Below are 20,217 nucleotides of genomic sequence, written 5' to 3'. Positions count from 1 at the left end.
GCCGTACCGGCACCGGGGTCCTCCCGGTCCGGGGGCGGCCCGCGGGCCGGTGCCGGTACGGCGGGTCCTGCGTCGTCCGGCGCCTCCAGGGGCGGCGGTTCGCGTGGCTCCGACAGCGTCGGCGTGCGCGGCGGATCACCCACCAGCTCGCGGACGTCGTCGCGGACGTCGTCCCGCTCCTCGCAGTCGCGGCGATCGGTCTCCGGCCGCCTGTCGCGGTCGTTGTCGGGCCGGTCGACGGGCCGGTCGGTGTCGGTGCGCAGCTCCGGCTCGGCGGCGTCCTCCTCCGGGCGGGGCCGCCTCGGCGCCGGGCTCGTCGAGGTGCCGGGGGTGCCGCGGCCCGACCCGCGCGAGATGGTCCTGGAGAACCCGGAGGTGCCCGAGCGCAAACGGTTCTGTTCGCGCTCCGACTGCGGTGCGCCGGTGGGGCGTTCGCGCGGCGACCGGCCCGGCCGCACCGAGGGGTTCTGCACGAAGTGCGGCCACCCGTACTCGTTCGTGCCAAAGCTGGGCACCGGTGACGTGGTGCACGGCCAGTACGAGGTGATGGGCTGTCTGGCGCACGGCGGGCTCGGCTGGGTGTACCTCGCCGTCGACCGCGCGGTGTCCGACCGGTGGGTGGTCCTGAAGGGTCTGCTCGACACCGGCGACCAGGACGCGATGGCGGCCGCGATCTCCGAGCGGCGCTTCCTCGCGGAGATCGAGCACGCCAACATCGTGCGGATCTACAACTTCGTCGAGCACCTCGACCAGCGGACGGGTTCGCTGGACGGGTACATCGTCATGGAGTACGTGGGCGGCAAGTCACTCAAGGAGCTGGCCAACGGGCGCCGCACGGCGGACGGCAAGCGCGATCCGCTGCCGGTGGAACAGGCCTGCGCGTACGGCATCGAGGCCCTGGAGGCCCTCGGCCATCTGCACAGCCGCAACCTGCTGTACTGCGACTTCAAGGTCGACAACGCGATCCAGACCGAGGACCAGCTCAAGCTGATCGACATGGGCGCGGTGCGCAGGATGGACGACGACGAGTCGGCCATCTACGGCACGGTGGGCTACCAGGCCCCCGAGGTGGCCGAGGTGGGCCCCTCGGTCGCCTCCGACCTCTACACGGTCGCCCGGACGCTCGCCGTCCTCGCCTTCGACTTCCAGGGCTACACGAACGTCTTCGTGGACTCCCTGCCCGACCCGGACAACATCGAGGTCTTCCGTCAGTACGAGTCGTTCTACCGGCTTCTCGTCCGGGCCACCGACCCCGACCCGGCCCGCCGTTTCGCCTCGGCGCAGGAGATGTCCGAGCAGCTGACGGGCGTGCTGCGCGAGGTGGTCTCGCTCCAGACCGGGCGTGCGCGGCCGGCGCTGTCGACCCTGTTCGGGCCGGAGACCAAGGTCACCGACACCGAGCTGTTCGGGAAGGCCGTCGAGGACGTGTCGCGGCTGGGGGCCCGCGTGGTCCCCCTACGGGCCGGGAAGGGCGCGGCCGCGCTGCCCGCGGGGACGAACGGGAGCGGGCCGCTGCCGCCCGGGCCGCCGTCCTCCGCCACCCTGGTCAGGCCCGTCGCGGCGGCGGCCACCGCGCTCGCCCTGCCCGTGCCGCGGGTGGACCCGGGCGACCCGAACGCCGGTTTCCTCGCGGGGCTCATCGCGTCCGCGCCCGCGGAGCTGATCGCCGCGCTGCGGGCGGCACCGGCCGCTTCTCCGGAACTGCGGCTGCGGGAGCTGCGGGCCCGCCTGGAGATGGGCGACCCGAGCGGCGCCGGCTCGGCCGTCGACGCGCTGGAGGCCGATCACCCGGACGACTGGCGGGTGGTCTGGTACCGCGGTGTCACGGCGCTGGCGACCGGCGAGAACGAGATCGCGGCGCTGTCCTTCGACGCGGTCTACGACGCCTTCCCCGGTGAGCCCGCGCCCAAGCTGGCCCTCGGCGTGTGCGCGGAGGTGCTCGGCCAGCTCGACAACGCCGCCGAGTACTACCGGCTGGTGTGGACGACCGACCCCAGCTATGTGAGCTCGGCGTTCGGGCTGGCCAGGGTGCAGCTCGCGGCCGGGGACCGCCGGGGCGCCGTACGTACCCTGGAATCCGTGCCGGAGTCGTCGATCCACTACACGGCGGCCCGGGTCGCCGCCGTGCGGGCACGGCTGCGGCAGCGCCCGGTGACGGAGAGCGCGGCGCCGTTGCTGGACGATCTGACGGCGGCGGCCGGGCAGGTCGAGGCCCTCGACGGATTCGGTCTGGACGCGGTGCGGCGCGAGCAGTTGTCGACGGAGGTCCTCGGCTGCGCGCTGGACTGGGTACTCTCCGGTAGCCAGGGTTCCGCTCCGGCTTCCCGAGGCGGACCCGCGCTGCTCGGCAGCGAGTTGGACGAACGTGGCCTCCGTTTCGGCCTCGAACGTTCGTACCGGACGCTGGCCCGGCTCGCGCGGGGCGGCGAGGAAAGGATCGACCTGGTGGAACGCGCAAACCGTTACCGCCCCCGGACGTGGGTGTGATTGATGTCCCAGATGCCCCAGCCGACGGCCCTTTCGCGGTGCCCCAGTTGCGAGGAGCCGCTGGACGCGGCCGACCGTTTCTGCGGTGCCTGCGGCTATGACCTGTCGACGGTGTCCGCACCGCCGCCGGACCACCCCACGATCGCCATGAACGGCACCGCGGCCGGCCCCCCGCCGGCCGCCCCGTCCACGGGCTGGCCCCTGGCGCACGAGACCGGTGGCACGGACACACCCGCGCCGGTCCACCGCGCCGCCGACATCCCGGGCACCGATTCGGGTGGTTCCGAACTGCCGCACCCCGAGCACCCCGAGCACCCCGAGCAGGATCCGGCGGCCGTCCGCCCGGCCGCCGCCAGGCGGACCGCCGGGCAGCCCTCGGGCGTACGGTTCGACAGGCCGTCGGAGCCCGACGAGTACCCGCTCGCCCCTCCGGCCGACGGCCCGGACCGCGCGGTACCCGCCGATCCCCGGACCGGCGACCTCCCGGTTCCCCCCGCGGGCGCCAAGCTGTGTGTGGCCTGCCGTGCGGGCCAGGTGGACACCGACGGCTACTGCGAGAACTGCGGGCACGCGCAGCCACGGGAACGGGACCACATGGAACAGGAGTTGGGCGCGGTCGCCGCGGTCAGCGACCGGGGCCTGCGCCACCACCGCAACGAGGACGCCTTCGCGATCTCCTCGACCGCGCTGCCCGACGGCTCCCCCGTGGTCGTCGCGATCGTCTGCGACGGCGTCTCCTCCGCGACCCGCCCCGACGAGGCCTCGCTCGCCGCCTCCCTCGCGGCCAACGAGTCGCTCCTCGCGGCCCTTCCGCTGGGCACGCATCCGCAGCAGGCCATGCACGAGGCGATCGTCGCCGCCTCGGAGGCCGTCAACGCGCTGGCCGGCCCGTCCACCGCGCAGGGCGAGCACGCGCCGCACGTGAACGCGCCCGCCTGCACCATCGTCGGCGCCATCGTGACGTCCTCCCTGCTGATCGTCGGCTGGGTCGGCGACAGCCGTGTCTACTGGGTGCCCGTCGACCGCTCCTCCCTGCCGGCCCGGCTCACCGAGGACGACTCCTGGGCCGCGCAGATGGTCGCCGCGGGCCTGATGAACGAGGCCGAGGCGTACGCCGACGAGCGCGCCCACGCGATCACCGGCTGGCTCGGCGCCGACGCCTACGAACTGGAGCCGCACACCGTCTCGTTCAAGCCGGACCGGCCGGGTGTGGTCGTGGTGTGCACGGACGGACTGTGGAACTACGCGGAGAGCGCGGAGGAGATGGCCGAGGCCGTTCCCCTCGACGCCGCCGAGAGGCCGCTGCACAGCGCCCAGGTTCTCGTCGGCCACGCCCTGGACGGCGGGGGCCACGACAACGTAACAGTGGCCGTCCTGCCGTTCCCCGCGCCCTCCCAGGGGGCAGGATCGGCCTGAGGCCGTATATGAACGGGGGCGGCCGCGGACCGGAGGGGACCGGTCCGCACACAGTCAGCACCTCCGCCGGGGGCGGAGGCCCGAGGGGGACGAAAAGGCATGGCCAATTTCTCGAAGTCGAACGTGCCGCAGTTCTCGGTCGACGTGTACCAGAACGAGTTCTTGCCGGAGGGCGGTCGTGAGGTCAACGCGATCGTCACGGTGAGCGCGACCGGCGGCGGCACCATCGGAAGCGCGGTCACCTCGCCGCACCTGTACACGGCGGGCCAGGGCCCGGACGCCGCCGTGGCGATCATGGTCGACTGTTCGGGCTCGATGGACTACCCGCCGGCCAAGATGCGCAACGCCCGCGACGCGACGGCCGCCGCGATCGACACCCTGCGCGACGGGGTCCACTTCGCGGTGATCGGCGGCACGCACGTCGCCAAGGAGGTCTACCCGGGTGGCGGGCGGCTCGCCGTGGCGGACGCCTCCACCCGCGACCAGGCCAAGCAGGCGCTGCGCAAGCTGAGCGCGGGCGGCGGTACGGCGATCGGCACCTGGCTGCGGCTCGCCGACCGGCTGCTCTCCTCCGCGGAGGTGTCGATCCGGCACGGCATCCTGCTCACCGACGGCCGCAACGAACACGAGTCGCCCGAGGACCTGCGGGCCGCGCTGGGCTCCTGCGCCGGGCGCTTCACCTGCGACGCCCGGGGGGTCGGCACCGACTGGGAGGTCAAGGAGGTCACCGGGATCGCCTCGGCGCTGCTCGGCACCGCCGACATCGTGGCCGACCCCGCCGCCCTCTCCGCCGACTTCACGCACATGATGGAGACGGCCATGGGCAAGGAGGTCGCCGACGTGGCCCTGCGGGTGTGGACGCCGGTCGGCACCGAGATCAGGTTCGTCAAGCAAGTGGCGCCCACGGTGGAGGAGTTGACGGAACGCCGCACCGAGGCCGGACCCCGCGCGGGCGACTACCCGACGGGCTCCTGGGGCGACGAGTCCCGCGACTACCACGTGTGCGTCCAGGTCCCGACGGCCGCGATCGGCCAGGAGATGCTCGCCGCCCGTGTCTCGCTGGTGATCCCGCAGAGCGACGGCAGCGTGCAGAACCTCGGCGCACAGGGGCTCGTACGGGCCGTGTGGACCGACGACATGGCCGCCTCGACCTCCATCAATCCGCAGGTCGCGCACTACACAGGTCAGGCCGAACTGGCACAAGTCATCCAACAAGGTCTGGATCTTCGCAAAGCGGGAGATGTCGACGGAGCAACGGCCAAGCTGGGACGGGCCGTTCAACTCGCCGGAGCCTCCGGAAACGCCGATACCGCGAAACTCCTCGCGAAGGTGGTGGACGTGGTCGACGTCGCGGCAGGTACTGTGCGATTGAAAGCACGTGTCGCGGAGGCCGACGAGATGACCCTCGAGACACGGTCCACAAAGACTGTTCGTGTAAAGAAGTAGCGAGCCCGGGTCCCGCGGGGATCCGGAGAAACCCGGTCATCACGACCGGAAAAGGAAGGGGGAAGCGCCGACATGCCGACATGCCCGAACGGACACCAGTCGGGTTCCGACGATTGGTGCGAGGTCTGCGGTCACCGCATGGCCGGTACCGTGCCCCCGCTCCCTCCACCGCCGCCCGGCTACGGCTACCCGGCGCCCGGTTCGCCGCCGCCGGCGCCCGGCGGGCGGTCCGGCGTGCCGGACGCCAACGCCGAGTTCTGCCCGCAGTGCCGCACGCCCCGTGAGGGCGCGGCGCCGTTCTGCGAGGAGTGCCGGTGGAACTTCCTGACCAACACCGCCACCTCGTACACCCCGGCGGCACCGCGTCCGCCGGCCGGCGGTCAGGGTGGTCCGGGCGGTCCTGGCGTTCCCGGCGGGCAGTCGCCGTACGGCGGTCCCGGTGGTCACGGTGGTCCCGGCGGCCAGAATCCGGCGCCGCGGTTCCCGCAGCCCGGGCAGGGACAGCCGGCCGGTCCGGGTGCCGGTGGCCCCGGTCACGACCCGTTCGAGTACCAGAGCTCGCGGCCCTCGCAGATGAACCGGCCCGCGGAGCCGATCCCGCCGGGCCCGGGGGCGCAGCCGTACGGCGGCCCCCAGGGCTTCGGCGGCGCCCCCTCCCGCCAGGCGGCGCCGACCGCGCCCGGCGGCCCCGGTGCTCCGCAGCAGGCCTACACCCAGCAGCCCTCCCCGCCGCCCTTCGGGCAGGGCGGACCGCAGCGGCAGGCCGGCCCGCAGCCCGGCGGCCCGGCCTTCGGCGGCGGTGAGGACGACTGGGTGATCCCCCCGCCGTCGTCCGGTACGCCCGGTGGTCAGGGCGGTCAGGGCGGCCCGGGTCAGGCAGCCGGCTACGGCTACCCGCAGCCCGGCGCCACCCAGGCTCCGCCCGGTCCCGGCTACCAGCAACAGCAACAGCAACAGCAACAGCAGTCGCTGTCCTGGAGCGCGACCATCGCACCGGACCGCGAGTACTTCATGGCGATGATGCAGCGCTCCGGTCCCGAGGCCGCGGGCCTGAACCTGCCCGCGTACTCGCCGGAGCTCCAGCGTCCGCTCCTCGGCAACCAGATCACGATCGGCCGCCGCCGGCACTCCACCGGCGAGTCCCCGGACATCGACCTGTCGGTGCCCCCGGAGGACCCGGGTGTCTCGCACCAGCACGCGGTCCTGGTCCAGCAGCCCGACAGCACCTGGGCGGTCGTCGACCAGAACTCGACGAACGGGACCACGGTCAACGGCGGCGAGGAGCCCATCCAGCCGTTCGTGCCGGTGCCGCTCCAGGACGGCGACCGGGTGCACGTGGGCGCCTGGACGACGATCACCATCCGGCGCGGCTGAGCACCGTCCTGCCGGGCCCGGCACGGTGGCCCGGCAGGTCTCCCGTGCCGGGGCCGCCGCCTGAGCGCCTCCCTGCCGTTCGGGGTCCCGGCCGCGCGGCTCAGGCCAGCGGCCAGCTGTAGGGCCCCTCGGGGTCGTCCAGCCACGCCCTGGCGCCCTCCTCGCCGACCGTGACCCCGTACCGCTCGCGCTGGGGCCGCCCCTCGCGCTCCCACAGCGTGTAGGCGTCGTACGGGTCCAGGCGGCCCGCGGTCAGGGCAAGCAGGAAACGGAAGAGATCGTGGCCGAGGGCCCGGCGCGGCACGCCGTCGGTCCGGGCGGGCTCCGGCTCGGGTCCGGGCCGGGTGGCACCGCGCAGCGGCACGAAGAAGGCGGACGTGTGCAGGAAGCGTCCCTCGGCATGACCGGAGTCCCGGACCTCCAGCGCGATCAGGCCGGTGGCCAGCGGCGCGAGGACGCGGGCTCCGGGGCCGCACTGGGCCAGCCAGGGGGGCGGGATCGTGGTCAGGGTGCAGGTGGCGATGATCCGGTCGAAGGGGGCGCGCTCGGGGACACCGCGCGCTCCGTCCGCGGTGACGACGGTCGGGTGGTACCCGGCGATGTCCAGATGCCGGCGAGCGGTCTCCGTGATCTCCACGTCGAGGTCGACCGTGGTCACCAGGCCGTCGCCGAGACGGTACGCGAGCAGGGCCGCGTTGTAGCCGGTCCCCGCGCCGATCTCCAGGACGCTGTCGCCGTCCCGTACGTCCAGCTCGGCCAGCATCTTGGCCATCAGCGACGGCTGGCTGCTGGAGGAGACCAGCTCCCCGTCCCGTACCCGGGTGGCCAGCGGGGCGTCCGCGTACGCGCCGCGCAGCCAGCGGTCCCGGACCAGCGGGTCCGGGTCCTCGCCCCACAGCCGCTCGTAGCCGCCGATCCCGCCGAGGTAGTAGTACGGCACGAACAGGTGGCGCGGGACGGCCTCGAAGGCCTCCCGCCAGACGGGATCGCCCTCCCAGGCCCCGCTGCGCTCGATCACGCGCACCAGGGACGCCCGCGCCAGATCGGCGAGGTCGTCGGGACCGGGACCGGATGCGAGAGCGTGCGCGCCCATACCTCCACTGTGCTGCCGAACGGGCCACGAGGCGAGCGCCGGCCCGGCCGCCCCGAAGCCGCCGCGTCCGCCGCACCGTGTGTGGTCCTCGGCCGGTCCTAAGCCTTGAGTCCTCGGTCGCGCCGTCTGAGAACATGGGGACGTGAAAGAGATTCGGCGCGGCACGCTTCAGGAGCAGACCTTCTACGAGCAGGTCGGCGGCGAGGAGACCTTCCGGCGCCTCGTACACCGTTTCTACGAAGGTGTCGCCGGGGATCCGCTGCTGAAGCCCATGTATCCCGAGGAGGACCTGGGCCCGGCCGAGGAGCGCCTCACGCTGTTCCTGATCCAGTACTGGGGCGGCCCGACGACGTACAGCGAGAACCGCGGCCACCCCCGGCTGCGGATGCGGCACGTCCCGTTCAAGGTCGACCAGGCGGCTCACGACGCCTGGCTGAAGCACATGCGGGTGGCCGTCGACGAGCTCGGCCTCTCCGAGGAGCACGAGCACACGCTGTGGAACTACCTGACGTACGCCGCCGCCTCGATGGTGAACACGGCGAGCTGATCGCCGGCTCCGGCGCCGGACACCGTGCGCCGCCGGGCGGGCCGCGGCGCGCGGGGGTCAGTGGACGCTGACGCCCAGCGAGCCGAGTCCCGCCCGGCGGACGGCGATCGAACCGAACGGCGTCCGCAGCCGCAGCCACGCACCGGACGAGTACAGCGCCAACGGGCTGTCGCCCGAGGTGACCTGTCCCCCGGCGGAGACGGGCGCGGGCGGTACGGGCCGCAGGAATCCGAGGGCCTGCGCGGCGTGCGCGGCCCGCACGGGAAGTCCGGTGTCACCGATCGGCCGGGACCATATCTCCCGCCCGACCCGGTCGAGTTCCGCACGGGTGCGCAGCTCGGGGGCCAACTCCTCGGTACGGGACCGGAATTCGGCCACCGCCTCGGCGACCTTCGCCCGCACGGCGTCGGCGGTGGGCAGTCCCGGCTCCGGCCGCCAGCCGCCGCGGGGCGGCAGGACGCCGGCCCACGGGGGCCCGGTGACGGGGACCGGGACGCCGACGGTGGCTGCCTGCTCCTCGACGGACTCCAGCAGTTCACCGGCGGAGACGGTCACGTCGAGGGTGACGTCGAGCCCGTTCTCGTACGGCTTGGCGAGCCGTGCCGTACGGATCGCGAGGACCTCGAACGACGGCGGCCGGCCGAAGACCGCGAGCGTGGTGCCGTGCGCCTGAAGGCGCACGGCGGCCGCGCGGTCGTAGTGGACGAGCCGGGAGAGGAAGGCGGCGAGATCCGCCGCCTCCCCCGCGTCGGCGAGGTGCAGGACGGTCATGCCGCGACGGCCTCGTCCTCGTCGTCGCGGTACGACTCCAGGAAGTCGCGTTCCTCGGCCGTGATCCGGCGAGGGCGCTGGTGCCCGAAGTCGAAGGGCACGATCACCGTCGACGCCGTGACGTAGACCTGATCGGGATCCTTCACCTCGTAGGTGATCGTGAAGGAGGCCGCGCGGATCTGCGTCACCCAGAGCTCGATGTCCACCGGCGCGTGCCGGTGGACCAGCTGCCGCTTGTAGTCGATCTCATGGCGCGCCACCACGGACCCCTGCTTGAAGTCCTTCTCCGGGCGGAACAGGAAGTCGATACGGGCTTCCTCCAGGTAGCGGAGGAACACCACGTTGTTGACGTGGCCGTACGCGTCCATGTCCGCCCAGCGCAGCGGGCAGCGGTAGATGTGCCGCAAGATCGATCAGCCCCGGGTCAGCTTCTTGTAGGTGGCACGGTGCGGACGCGCGGCATCGGCGCCGAGCCGCTGGATCTTGTTCTTCTCGTACGACTCGAAGTTGCCCTCGAACCAGTACCACTTCGACTCACCCTCGTACGCGAGGATGTGCGTCGCGACCCGGTCCAGGAACCAGCGGTCGTGGGAGATGACCACGGCCGCACCGGGGAACTCCAGCAGCGCGTTCTCGAGCGAGGACAGGGTCTCCACGTCGAGGTCGTTCGTGGGCTCGTCGAGAAGCAGCAGGTTGCCGCCCTCCTTGAGGGTCAGCGCCAGGTTCAGCCGGTTGCGCTCACCGCCGGAGAGGACACCCGCGGGCTTCTGCTGGTCCGGGCCCTTGAAGCCGAAGGCGGACACGTAGGCCCGCGACGGCATCTCGACCTGGCCGACGTTGATGTAGTCGAGCTCGTCGGAGACGACGGCCCACAGCGTCTTCTTGGGGTCGATGTTGGCGCGGCTCTGGTCGACGTAACTGATCTTGACCGTGTCGCCGACCTTGATCGCGCCGGAGTCCGGCGTCTCCAGGCCCTGGATCATCTTGAACAGCGTGGTCTTGCCCGCGCCGTTCGGGCCGATGACGCCCACGATGCCGTTGCGCGGCAGGGTGAAGGAGAGGTCGTCGATGAGGACCTTGTCGCCGAACGCCTTGGAGAGGTTGTTGACCTCGACGACGATGGAGCCCAGACGCGGGCCCGGCGGGATCTGGATCTCCTCGAAGTCCAGCTTCCGCATCTTGTCGGCCTCGGCAGCCATCTCCTCGTAACGGGCGAGGCGGGCCTTGGACTTGGTCTGACGGCCCTTGGCGTTGGACCGGACCCACTCCAGCTCTTCCTTGAGCCGCTTGGCGCGCTTCTCGTCCTTGCGGCCCTCGACCTTGAGGCGGGAGGCCTTCTTGTCGAGGTACGTGGAGTAGTTGCCCTCGTAGGGGATCGCGCGGCCGCGGTCCAGTTCGAGGATCCACTCGGCGACGTTGTTCAGGAAGTACCGGTCGTGCGTGACGGCGACGACGGCGCCCGCGTACTTCGTGAGGTGCTGCTCCAGCCAGTTCACCGACTCGGCGTCGAGGTGGTTGGTGGGCTCGTCGAGGAGGAGCAGGTCCGGAGCCTCGATCAGCAGCTTGCAGAGCGCCACGCGGCGCTTCTCGCCACCGGAGAGGTTGTTGACCGGCCAGTCGCCGGGCGGGCAGCCCAGCGCGTCCATGGCCTGTTCGAGCTGCGCGTCCAGGTCCCAGGCGTTGGAGTGGTCCAGGTCGTCCTGGAGCTTCCCCATCTCCTCCATGAGCGCGTCCGAGTAGTCGGTCGCCATCAGCTCGGCGACCTCGTTGAAGCGGTTGAGCTTGCCCATCAGCTCGGCGGCACCGTCCTGGACGTTCTCCAGCACCGTCTTGGACTCGTCCAGCTCCGGCTCCTGCATGAGGATGCCGACGCTGAAGCCGGGCGACAGGAACGCGTCACCGTTGGAGGGCTGCTCGATGCCCGCCATGATCTTGAGAACGGTGGACTTACCGGCACCGTTCGGACCGACCACACCGATCTTCGCGCCCGGGAGGAAGCTCAGGGTGACGTCGTCGAGGATCACCTTGTCGCCGTGCGCCTTGCGCGTCTTGCGCATGGTGTAAATGAACTCAGCCAAGAGAAACCGTCCGGACGCTTGAAATCGGCAGTGGGCAGATACACCCCATCTTGCCTGACGGCTAGCCCTCGGGGGAAACCCGTTCGGCCGGGGGGCTGTGACCTGGGGGTCCACCGCCGACGTCCGCGGCTCATCCGTCACTCTCGGTCGCCGTCGTCACCGTCGGTCGCCGTCGGTCCGCCTCGGAGAGCTCCGGAGCGCCCCGGACGGCCCCGCGGAGCGGGAAGCGGAGCAGGAAGCTGAGCAGGAAGCGGAGCAGGAAGCGGAGCAGCGAGCGGGAAGCGCAGCGGGACACGGAGCCGCAAAGGGGCTGGACCCGTGGGGAACGGACATCGCCGTGGGAGGGGCCCCGGAATCCCCTCTTCCCGCGCACAACCATTCCGACGGTTCCATGGTCACACCCGTGTCATAGGCATCCGAAGCATGCCGCGCCCGGTGCGTTCCGACCTCCGGCGACGCGCGGCCTCCCACGGCTCATGGGGGCTCGAACCATCTTGCGCAACCGCAGAATCTCCACCGCGACGGCACTCGCCGTCCTCTTCAGCTCCGTCGCCCTGACGGGCCTCGGGTCCACGGCCGCCCACGCGGACGGCCACGCCGTCCTGCCCGTCGCCTCCGTCGCCGACGTCGTCGTGGACAGCGTGCACCAGCGCGTCTTCGTGAGCGACCCGACCGGCGGCAAGGTCGTCGCCACCGACTACAGCGGCAACGTCGTCGGGACGCTCGGCTCCCTGCCGGAGGCCAACGGTCTGGAACTCTCGGCCGACTCGCGGACGCTGTACGTGGCCGTCCGGGGCAGCGACGAGATCGCGGCCATCGACACGGCCGGCCTCACCGAGTCCGCGCGCTACCCGACCGGCACCGCCGACGCGCCGACGACCCTGGCCCGCGCCGGCGGGAAGCTGTGGTTCGGCTACGGCACCGCGACGGAGGGGAACATCGGCTCCCTCGACCTCTCGGGCCCGGATCCTGTTCTCGCCGTCGCCCAGGACAGCCGCAGCCGCTGGTACTACGCGCCCCGGCTGGCGTCCAACCCGGCCGCGCCCGGTGTGCTGGCCGCGGGCGTGCCGGGCCTCAGCCCCTCCGCCGTGGCGACCTATGACGTCTCCGGCGCCGACGCGCCCACGCTCATCGCCCAGGGCGAGGCCGGCAGCAACCTGCGCGACCTGGAGGTGACCCCGGACGGCAGCCAGGTCGTCACGGCGAGCGGCGCACCCTACGAGCACCAGGTGCTGTCCGCCACCGACCTGAAGAAGGTCGGCAGCTACCCGACCGACGCCTACCCGAACGCCGTCGACATCGCCGCGGACGGCACCGTCGCCGCGGGCATCGACGGCATGTACGAGCCGGACGTCTACATATTCAAGCCCGGTACCACCCAGCCGCTCCGGAAGTACGACTTCGCCGAGACCGGCGCCGGCACGCTGGTCCCGGACGGCCTGGCCTGGGAGCCGGACGGCGACCACCTCTTCGCGGTCACCGAGAGCGGCAGCACGTACCGCCTCAACCCGCTGAACGCGCCGACCAGGGCCGTCACGACGGTGACGGTGAGCGCGCCTTCCACGGTGGTTCCCGGCACGTCGCTCACGGTCACCGGAAAGGTCAGCGGCGGCGATCCCCTGCCGGCCGGAACGTCACTGACGGTCACCCGCACCGACGCCCAGTCGCCCTCGGGCAGGACACTGCCCCCGGTCACGACCGACGAGGACGGCACCTTCACCTTCACCGACAGCCCGTCGGTCGAGGGCGACGCGAAGTACACCGTCTCCTACGCGGGCGACGCCGACCACGCCCCGGCGTCCGCCACGCGGACCGTGGCCGTGTCCCGCAGCACCACGACGGTGACGGTGAGCGCGCCTGCCTCGGTGGTTCCCGGCACGTCGCTGACGGTCACCGGAAAGGTCAGCGGCGGCGATCCCCTGCCGACCGGAACATCACTGACGGTCACCCGCACCGACGCCCAGTCGCCCTCGGGCAAGACACTGCCCCCGGTCACGACCGACGAGGACGGCACCTTCACCTTCACCGACGCCCCGCCGGTCGAGGGCGACGCGAAGTACACCGTCTCCTACGCGGGCGACACGACCCGCACCCCGGCTTCCGGCTCCGACACGGTGGCCGTCTCCCGGACCGCCACCACGCTGACGGTGAGCGCTCCCGCCACGGCCACCCGTGCCAAGGCACTGACCGTCACCGGCAAGGTCACCAACGCCGCGGCCCTGCCCGCCGGCACGGTACTCACCGTCAAGCGCACGGACCTGGAGTCGCCCTCAGGCAAGACGCTCGCCTCGGTGAAGACCAAGGCGGACGGCACCTTCTCCTTCACCGACGCCCCGCCGGCCGGCGGCGACGTGAAGTACACCGTCTCCTACGCGGGGGACACGACCCGCGCCGCGGCGTCCGGCTCCGACACGGTGGCCGTCTCCCGGACCGCCACCACGCTGAGCCTGAACAACAACGGCACGGTGTACTCGTACGACAAGGACGTCACCTTCACCACGCACCTGGGCACCACCTACAAGAACCGCACGGTGGAGATCTGGGCCAACCCCTTCGGCTCGGACAAGCCCAACGTCCTGGTGAAGAAGGCGACCGTCAACTCCAGCGGAAACGTCTCCGCCGTGGTGGACATGAAGCGGGACACCACCGTCACCGCGGTCTTCGCCGGTGACGCCCGTAACGCCCCGAAGTCGGTCAAGGTCACCGCGTACGCCAAGGTGAGTGTCTCCACCTCTCTGGCGAAGCACTACAAGACCGGCAAGCTCAGCGCGAACTCCTCGACGTACTACTGGTACCGCAAGAACACCGGCCCGCTGTTCACCACCGCGATGACCTCCCACCCGGGCCGCCACTACCGGCTGGACATCGACGTCTACCTCCGGGGCCAGTGGCAACGCGGTTACGCGGAGTACTTCGAACTGGGCGCCAACGGCAAGAGCGTCATCGACCTCGGCGCCTCCGACGAGGCGGGCCTGCGCGTCCGGGTCCGGTCGGCCTACATCAACGACTCCTCCGGCGACGACGTCAACTCCACCACGTACAGCTCCTGGAAGTACATCTACTTCACCAACTGACCCGCGTCCGCGGGCCGTCGGTCACCCCCACGACGGCCCGCGGACGACGGCCTCCGACGCCGCACAGGCACCGACGCGCCACCCCGTGTGACCCTCCGCCCCCTCGCCTCGTGCCAGGACGGCCGGAGGAGCACACTTCTTCTGAGGGCTTCACCGGGGGGCGGCTGCTTCGGAGGTGATCGCGATGACACAAATGACAGCGATGCAGGCACGGACCACGGTCGGCTGGCATGTCGAGATGGAATTCCAGGAGGACGACCACCGCACCCGCGCGGCCGCCCTGCTGCGGCTCCCCGACGGCAGCGAGGTACGCGCCCACGGATACGCCAGCCGCCACCCGTCCGACTCGAACCAGCCCAGGGTCGGCGAGGAGGTCGCGGGCGCGAGGGCCCTGAACGAGCTGGCCATGCAACTGCTGACCAAGGCCCACGACGAGATCGACGCGGCATCCGGCAGGACGTCCCACACGCTGAGGTGACCGCGGGGCCGCCCCGCTCGTTGGACCCGTTGGACCCGTTGGACCCGTCCGGGCGTCTTGGCCTGCCCGGAGGCCGACCGGGGCGGACAGCTTAAGGACCTTTACACGAATCCCGCACAGATTCTGCGCGACTCCTCCGTATACGGTTTCGTGGGCACTACAGTCACCCGCGCACCGATCACCGCACGACGGCGGGCGTCAGGCGGCCGGGCGGGCGTGTCGGCACACCGAGTTGCATCGTTCTGGGGGGCTTCATGCGTGAAATGGTCAAAGGGTCGAATGTCTCGCTCGCGGCGCTGAGCGAGACCATCGATTCGGTGATCGTCAGTCTGGGCTGGGGGAGCTCGACCGGCGAGGGGGACGCCGATGTGTCCGTCCTCCTGCTGGACGCGAACGGCAAGGTCCGCAGCGACGCCGACTTCTACTTCTACAACAACCCGGTCGCCGCGGACGGAAGCGTGCAGCTTCTGGGCAAGACGCCGACGGCGGACGGCGACGAGGACCGGATCAGCTTCGACCTGACCGCGGTGGCCCCCGAAGTCGATCGCATCGTCCTGGCCGCCAGCCGCTACGAGGGCGCCCGCTTCGGCGAACTGGACCGCGTGAGGCTGGCGTTGTCGGACGGCGGGGGTGAGGAACTCCTCCACTTCGCCATCGACGACGCCGACTCGGTGAGCGCGATCATCTTCGGTGAGCTGTACAGGCGGGCCGAGGAGTGGAAGTTCCGCGCCGTCGGCCAGGGTTACGACGCGGGTCTCGCCGGTCTGGCCGCGGACTTCGGGGTCGACATCGACGACGACGCGGCGACCGAGGCGGCACTGGACGAGGCGGCCGACGACGATCAGCCGGACACGACGACGCCCGCGGCGTCGCCAGCGACCTCGGCAGCGACCTCGGTCGGCGAACCCCAGCCGCCCCAGCCGCAGGAGACGCCGGCGGCGATCCCCTCCCCGCGCCGGCCGGAAGGCGAGGCCCAGCCGACGAAGGCGGCGGCGCGGCCTCGTACGGCCAAGAAGAAGGTCACCCTGCCCAAGGCGGTCAGGAAGACGCTGGCCGAGAACGAGTCGTGGAGGGACGCGCGGCTCTTCCCCGCGTCGGCGCTCAAGAGCGACCGCGAGCGCGAGACGCGTGCGACCTCGGTACTGCTGTCCGTGATGGCTCAGGTGCCGGAATTCGGCAGGCGCCTGACCGCCGCATTCGGAGCGCCGGCCGGGCGCATGGAGACCTTCACCGAGGTCACCCTGCCGCACGGCGACACCCCCCGTCGCCCCGACGGAGTGATCCGGGTCGAGCGGGCCGGCAAGCTGTGGACGGCGCTGGTCGAGACGAAGACCAACGGCAGCGCGCTCAGGGCCGAGCAGGTCCAGGCGTACATGGACATCGCCGCACGCCGTGGCTACGAGGCCGTGATCACCCTGTCGAACGACGTCGCGCTCGAAGGCAGCCCGCTCGTCGAGGTGAAGATCGACAAGCGGCGCAAGCACAAGGTGGCCCTGTGGCACCTGTCGTGGGCGGAAGTCGCCCATCAGGCGCAGCTGTTGATCAGGCACGAGGGCGTGAACAACGCGGCGCACGCCTGGCTCCTCCATGAACTGCTGCACTATCTGCGGCACGAGAACTCCGGCTGCCACGGCTTCCAGAACATGGGACCGGCCTGGGTGCCGGTACGCAACGGGCTCGACGACGAGACCCTGTGCCAGGGAGACCCGCGCGCGCTGGAGGTCGTCGAGAGCTGGGAACGCCTCGTACGCCAGGTCTGCCTGCGGCTGGGCGGCGAACTGGGGCAGAAGGTACTGCCTGTCCAGCGCACCAGACGCGGAACCGATCCGAAAGCGCTGCGCGCCGGTCTCGCGGATCAGCTCTGTCTGGACGGGCGGCTTCAGGCGGAGCTGCGCATCGAGGGTACGCCCGGCGTCCTGGCGATCAGCGCGGACCTGCGTACGGGCAAGCTCCGCACCTCGATCGAGATCCCGGCGCCCGCGCAGGGCTACCCCTTGTCGTGGGCGAAGCGACTGATCCGGCGGCTGGCCGAGGCACCGGCGGCTCTTCATGTCGAGACCCTCGTCGAAGGCGAGGCGCCCGGCCCCCGGGGAACGCTCGAACGCCTCCGTCCCGAGCCGGCCGACATGCTGCCCAAGGATCCCGCCTCCCAGATCACCGGGTTCCGGCTGTCCCTGCTCAAGAGCATGGGAAGCACGCGCGGGAACGCGGAGTCGGGCTTCATCCGCAGCGTCGACGACGCGGTACACCGCTTCTACACCGGTGTGGTGGTCCACCTGGACGGTACGACAACGCGCCGGACGCCTTCCAAGGAGTACGCGACGACGAGCTGAGCCCGGCGATCGGGACGGAAGGGAGCCGGCGCCGCGGTGGCCGGATGCGCGTCACGCGACCGCTGCCACCCGGGTGAACCGGCCAGGCAGTCCGGGACAGAAGAGGGGGCCCGGCCGGGAGAACACGGCCGGGCCCCTGGCGGTGCCGCCGGATCTCCTCGAACGCGAGACGAGGGTAGGGGCGCACGCGACATGGGCCGCCACATACCTGCATACGGCAATCACTTAGCACGTGCCAATCGACAGGAGATTGCGGAACGCTGCGCAACAGGCGAAGTCGTGCGCCTGATCAGGCACTTCAGGATGGCCGTCATGGAGACCGCAGGGACGGTCCTCCTCATCGGGTGCGCAGGTGCACAGGGTTTGCCTTCCGCAACCTCGCCCTGACCGGCACCGACTGGATGCCCGGTACGCAGGTCACCACATCCGGCGGATTCGGCACCGCGCACGCCTCGGTCCCCTGCCAGGACTCTGCGCCGGACGCGCTGGCGCCCGGCGACTCGTTCACCTCCTGCGGGACGTACATGACGGCGAAGGACGTCAGCGTGATGTCCGTGACGCACACGCTCGGGGGCGGGTTCATCAGCCCGGCCGACCAGGTCACCTTCTGGCCGGTCGACGGCGGCCTCGCCACGGCCGAGAAGGAGATGGCGGCCCAAGGCGACACCATCGCCGTCCGCTGGGACACCGGTGCCGGGGCCGGTGACCTGGTCCCGCCCGGCGGCAGGGTGACGCAGCGCACCGTCCACCTCCTGGCGGACGGCGACGAACCGGTCGGGATCGGCTTCGAGGACGCGGACGAGGGCGACCTCTCGGTCCGGCGGGCGCACGTCTCCTGATCCGGTCCCCCGAGCGGGCGCCCGGCGGGCCGAGGGACGGAGAGCTGACCTGAAAAGGCGCCTCGGAACCGCCGGACATCTCGCCGACCCGCCCGATCCGGGCCGAGGCTTCCCGCCGAGGACTTCGCCACGTATGCGGCAGGGCCACCCGCGAAATCCCGGTGACAGCCGGACAGCCCCGGACCTTCCCCTTGATCATCGGGGAGGTGTCCGGGGCTTCGTCGTATCGAGTGAAACGTTCTCTGACCAGCAAAAAGCCCTCCCCAAAGGGAGGGCGGAGACTGGCGCCCCCGGCAGGACTCGAACCTGCGGCCAAGCGCTTAGAAGGCGCCTGCTCTATCCACTGAGCTACGGGGGCCGGGTGTGTCGGCCTGTGTCCTGGTGCCCGGGTGTGGGCGGATCCGTGACCTTGCCGGGGACAAGGATAGGGCTCCCGCATCCCTGCCCCTCATACTGCGCCTCCGTGGCTCGATGTGGAGGTTCAGTGAAGCGGTCCTGATAATCGCAGGCGGGTACGAATCGTGCACCGCTTTTGGCGTCTCGCGCATCGGGTGTTGTGCACTCGTTATGCCTGCGCCCCAGTCATCCCTTCCGCCCCGTGTGTCCTGTCGGCGCGCAGACATACCCATATGCTTCAGAAAGACTCCAAAATTGGGCATTCTTCGCATGTGGTGACCTTGGACGTACGGCCCCAGCTGCTCGACGCACTTTCCGCCCTGCGCGACCGTGTCGCCGCCGCATGCTTTCCGCTGCCCCTGGCGGGGGCTCCACGCGCGCGTGCCAACCGCGACGAACTGCTCGCACAACTCGACGACTATTTGGTGCCCCGGTTGAGAGAACCCGAAGCACCCCTTCTCGCCGTCATCGGAGGGTCCACCGGTGCCGGCAAGTCGACCCTCGTCAACTCCCTTGTGGGGCGCCGGGTCAGCGAGGCGGGCGTCCTGCGCCCGACGACCCGTACCCCGGTACTGGTGTGCCATCCGGAGGACCATCACTGGTTCAGCGGCATGCGGGTACTGCCCCAGCTCACGCGCGTGTGGATGCCCCATCAGGAGCCCGGCGACGATCTGCCCGCAGGCACCGAACGCGGGGAGCGGGTGCTGCGTATCGAGACCGCCGACACGCTTCCCCGCGGCCTCGCCCTCCTCGACGCGCCCGACGTCGACTCCCTGGTGGCCGAAAACCGGGTGCTGGCCGCCGAACTGATCTGCGCGGCCGACATCTGGGTGATGGTCACGACGGCCGCGCGGTACGCCGACGCGGTGCCGTGGCATCTGCTGCGTACCGCCAAGGAGCAGAAGGCGACCCTGGTGACGGTCCTGGACCGCGTGCCGCACCAGGTGGTCTCCGAGGTCTCGCGGCAGTACGGCGCTCTGCTCGCCAAGGCGGGACTCGGTGAGGCGCCCCGCTTCACCGTGCCCGAACTGCCCGAGTCCGCCTGGGGCGGCGGTCTGCTGCCCGCCACGGCCGTCGCACCGCTGCGTACGTGGCTCACGCACCAAGCCCAGGACCCGGGAGCCCGGCACGGAGCCATGGCCCGTACGGCCCATGGCGTCCTCGACTCCCTGAAGGCGCGGATGCCGGAACTGGCCAGCGCCACCGCCGCGCAGTACGCCGCCGCAACACGGCTCACCGCGGCCGTGGACGGGGCGTACGACAGCGAGCACGCACGCGCGAAGGGGCGCCTGCAGGCCGGGGCCGTGCTCTCCGGGGACGCCCTCAAGCGCTGGCGCGCCTATCCCCTCGACTGCACCGCCGAGGAATTGCTGGACGCGCTCGTGGAAAGCCTGTCCGCCCTGCTGCTGTGCTCCGTCACGGCCGCCGACGAACGCGTGGACGACGCCTGGCGCCGTGAACCGGCCTCGGGCGCTCCGGGGCTGACGGACCGTGATCCGGCGCTGGAGAGCGCGGAGCACCGGATCGGCCTGGCCGTACGACGCTGGCGACGCGTCCTGGAGGAGTACGCCGAGGACGAGGTGCGCGACCTCGACAAGAGTGTCGCGCCGGACTCCGCGGTGGTGGCCGCGCTGGTCGCCACCGCGCTCCTGGGCGGCCGCAGGGCGCGCAGCGCGGGCGAGGGACTGGCCGAGCGGATCGGGGCCCACGGCGCGCTGCGGCTGCGCGACAAGGGCGGCCGGCTGCTCACGGACCTCGTCGACAAAACCCTCCAGACCGAACGCGAGCGCCGGCTCGCCCCCCTCGAAGCGCTCGACGTCCATCCGGAACCCCAGGCCGAACTCATCGCCGCGCTGTCCGTACTGCAGAAGGAGAGGTGACCGCG

General features: G+C 71.4%; 14 protein-coding genes and 1 tRNA gene. 10 read left to right on the top strand and 5 right to left on the bottom strand.

Translation table 11 applies throughout. The features are described 5' to 3' along the window. The 4 genes from ACF07B_RS01650 to ACF07B_RS01635 form a co-directional block, all read left to right on the top strand. A partial coding sequence (locus ACF07B_RS01650) for a tetratricopeptide repeat protein (RefSeq protein WP_392177375.1) occupies positions 1-2,487 on the top strand: 2,487 nt, incomplete at its 5' end. Positions 2,488-2,490: 3 nt separating this feature from the next. After that, positions 2,491-3,903, top strand: coding sequence for a protein phosphatase 2C domain-containing protein (locus tag ACF07B_RS01645; RefSeq protein WP_392177374.1), 1,413 nt, complete (start codon positions 2,491-2,493; stop codon positions 3,901-3,903). 99 nt (positions 3,904-4,002) lie between these two features. Further along, positions 4,003-5,349: a VWA domain-containing protein gene (locus ACF07B_RS01640; protein WP_369480921.1), complete on the top strand. Its 1,347-nt coding sequence runs from the start codon at positions 4,003-4,005 to the stop codon at positions 5,347-5,349. 72 nt (positions 5,350-5,421) lie between these two features. After that, a complete protein-coding gene (locus tag ACF07B_RS01635; RefSeq protein ID WP_392177373.1) occupies positions 5,422-6,723 on the top strand; it encodes an FHA domain-containing protein in 1,302 nt (433 codons plus the stop codon). Between the two features lie 100 nt (positions 6,724-6,823). Here ACF07B_RS01635 and ACF07B_RS01630 read toward each other — a convergent pair whose 3' ends face one another. Beyond that, positions 6,824-7,816, bottom strand: a complete 993-nt coding sequence (locus ACF07B_RS01630) for a methyltransferase domain-containing protein (RefSeq protein WP_392177372.1) — start codon at positions 7,814-7,816, stop codon at positions 6,824-6,826. A gap of 142 nt (positions 7,817-7,958) precedes the next feature. Here ACF07B_RS01630 and ACF07B_RS01625 point away from each other — a divergent pair, with 142 nt between their 5' ends. Next, positions 7,959-8,363 carry a globin gene (locus tag ACF07B_RS01625; protein ID WP_362390224.1) on the top strand — a complete coding sequence of 135 codons (405 nt, stop codon included), beginning with the start codon at positions 7,959-7,961 and terminating at the stop codon, positions 8,361-8,363. Between the two features lie 57 nt (positions 8,364-8,420). On the opposite strand, the gene ACF07B_RS01620 is transcribed toward ACF07B_RS01625, so the two are convergent. Genes ACF07B_RS01620 through ettA form a run of 3 tightly spaced genes read right to left on the bottom strand, consistent with a single transcriptional unit; the run spans position 8,421 to position 11,212 of the window. Beyond that, entirely contained in the window at positions 8,421-9,134 is a 714-nt protein-coding gene (locus ACF07B_RS01620; RefSeq protein WP_392177371.1) for a hypothetical protein, read from the bottom strand. Then, on the bottom strand, positions 9,131-9,541 hold the full coding sequence (locus ACF07B_RS01615; RefSeq protein ID WP_369480918.1) for an acyl-CoA thioesterase: 411 nt from the start codon (positions 9,539-9,541) through the stop codon (positions 9,131-9,133). Before ACF07B_RS01615 ends, ACF07B_RS01620 begins: the two co-directional genes overlap by 4 nt. 6 nt (positions 9,542-9,547) lie before the next feature. Further along, the gene (gene ettA, locus ACF07B_RS01610; RefSeq protein WP_328452356.1) at positions 9,548-11,212 is read right to left on the bottom strand and encodes an energy-dependent translational throttle protein EttA; all 1,665 of its coding nucleotides are present in this window, start codon (positions 11,210-11,212) and stop codon (positions 9,548-9,550) included. Between the two features lie 494 nt (positions 11,213-11,706). Between ettA and ACF07B_RS01605 the strand changes: the two genes are divergently transcribed. From ACF07B_RS01605 to ACF07B_RS01590, 4 genes are all read left to right on the top strand, one after another. After that, positions 11,707-14,286, top strand: coding sequence for a hypothetical protein (locus tag ACF07B_RS01605; RefSeq protein ID WP_392177370.1), 2,580 nt, complete (start codon positions 11,707-11,709; stop codon positions 14,284-14,286). A gap of 193 nt (positions 14,287-14,479) precedes the next feature. Further along, positions 14,480-14,764, top strand: a complete 285-nt coding sequence (locus ACF07B_RS01600) for a DUF1876 domain-containing protein (RefSeq protein ID WP_326790949.1) — start codon at positions 14,480-14,482, stop codon at positions 14,762-14,764. Positions 14,765-15,018: 254 nt separating this feature from the next. Next, positions 15,019-17,097, top strand: a complete 2,079-nt coding sequence (locus ACF07B_RS01595; protein WP_392177369.1) for a TerD family protein — start codon at positions 15,019-15,021, stop codon at positions 17,095-17,097. A 344-nt stretch (positions 17,098-17,441) separates the two neighbouring features. Then, entirely contained in the window at positions 17,442-17,936 is a 495-nt protein-coding gene (locus ACF07B_RS01590; protein WP_392177368.1) for a hypothetical protein, read from the top strand. 282 nt (positions 17,937-18,218) lie between these two features. On the opposite strand, the gene ACF07B_RS01585 is transcribed toward ACF07B_RS01590, so the two are convergent. Further along, positions 18,219-18,294: transfer RNA gene (locus tag ACF07B_RS01585), tRNA-Arg, on the bottom strand. Between the two features lie 271 nt (positions 18,295-18,565). Here ACF07B_RS01585 and ACF07B_RS01580 point away from each other — a divergent pair. Beyond that, entirely contained in the window at positions 18,566-20,212 is a 1,647-nt protein-coding gene (locus ACF07B_RS01580; protein WP_369480914.1) for a dynamin family protein, read from the top strand. Positions 20,213-20,217 lie beyond the last annotated feature (5 nt).

It is taken from the genome of Streptomyces sp. NPDC015532 (assembly GCF_043078065.1).
Taxonomy (GTDB): Bacteria; Actinomycetota; Actinomycetes; order Streptomycetales; family Streptomycetaceae; genus Streptomyces.
The sequence above is the reverse complement of the archived record's forward strand: the minus strand, read 5'-3'. Positions and strand labels throughout refer to the sequence as shown.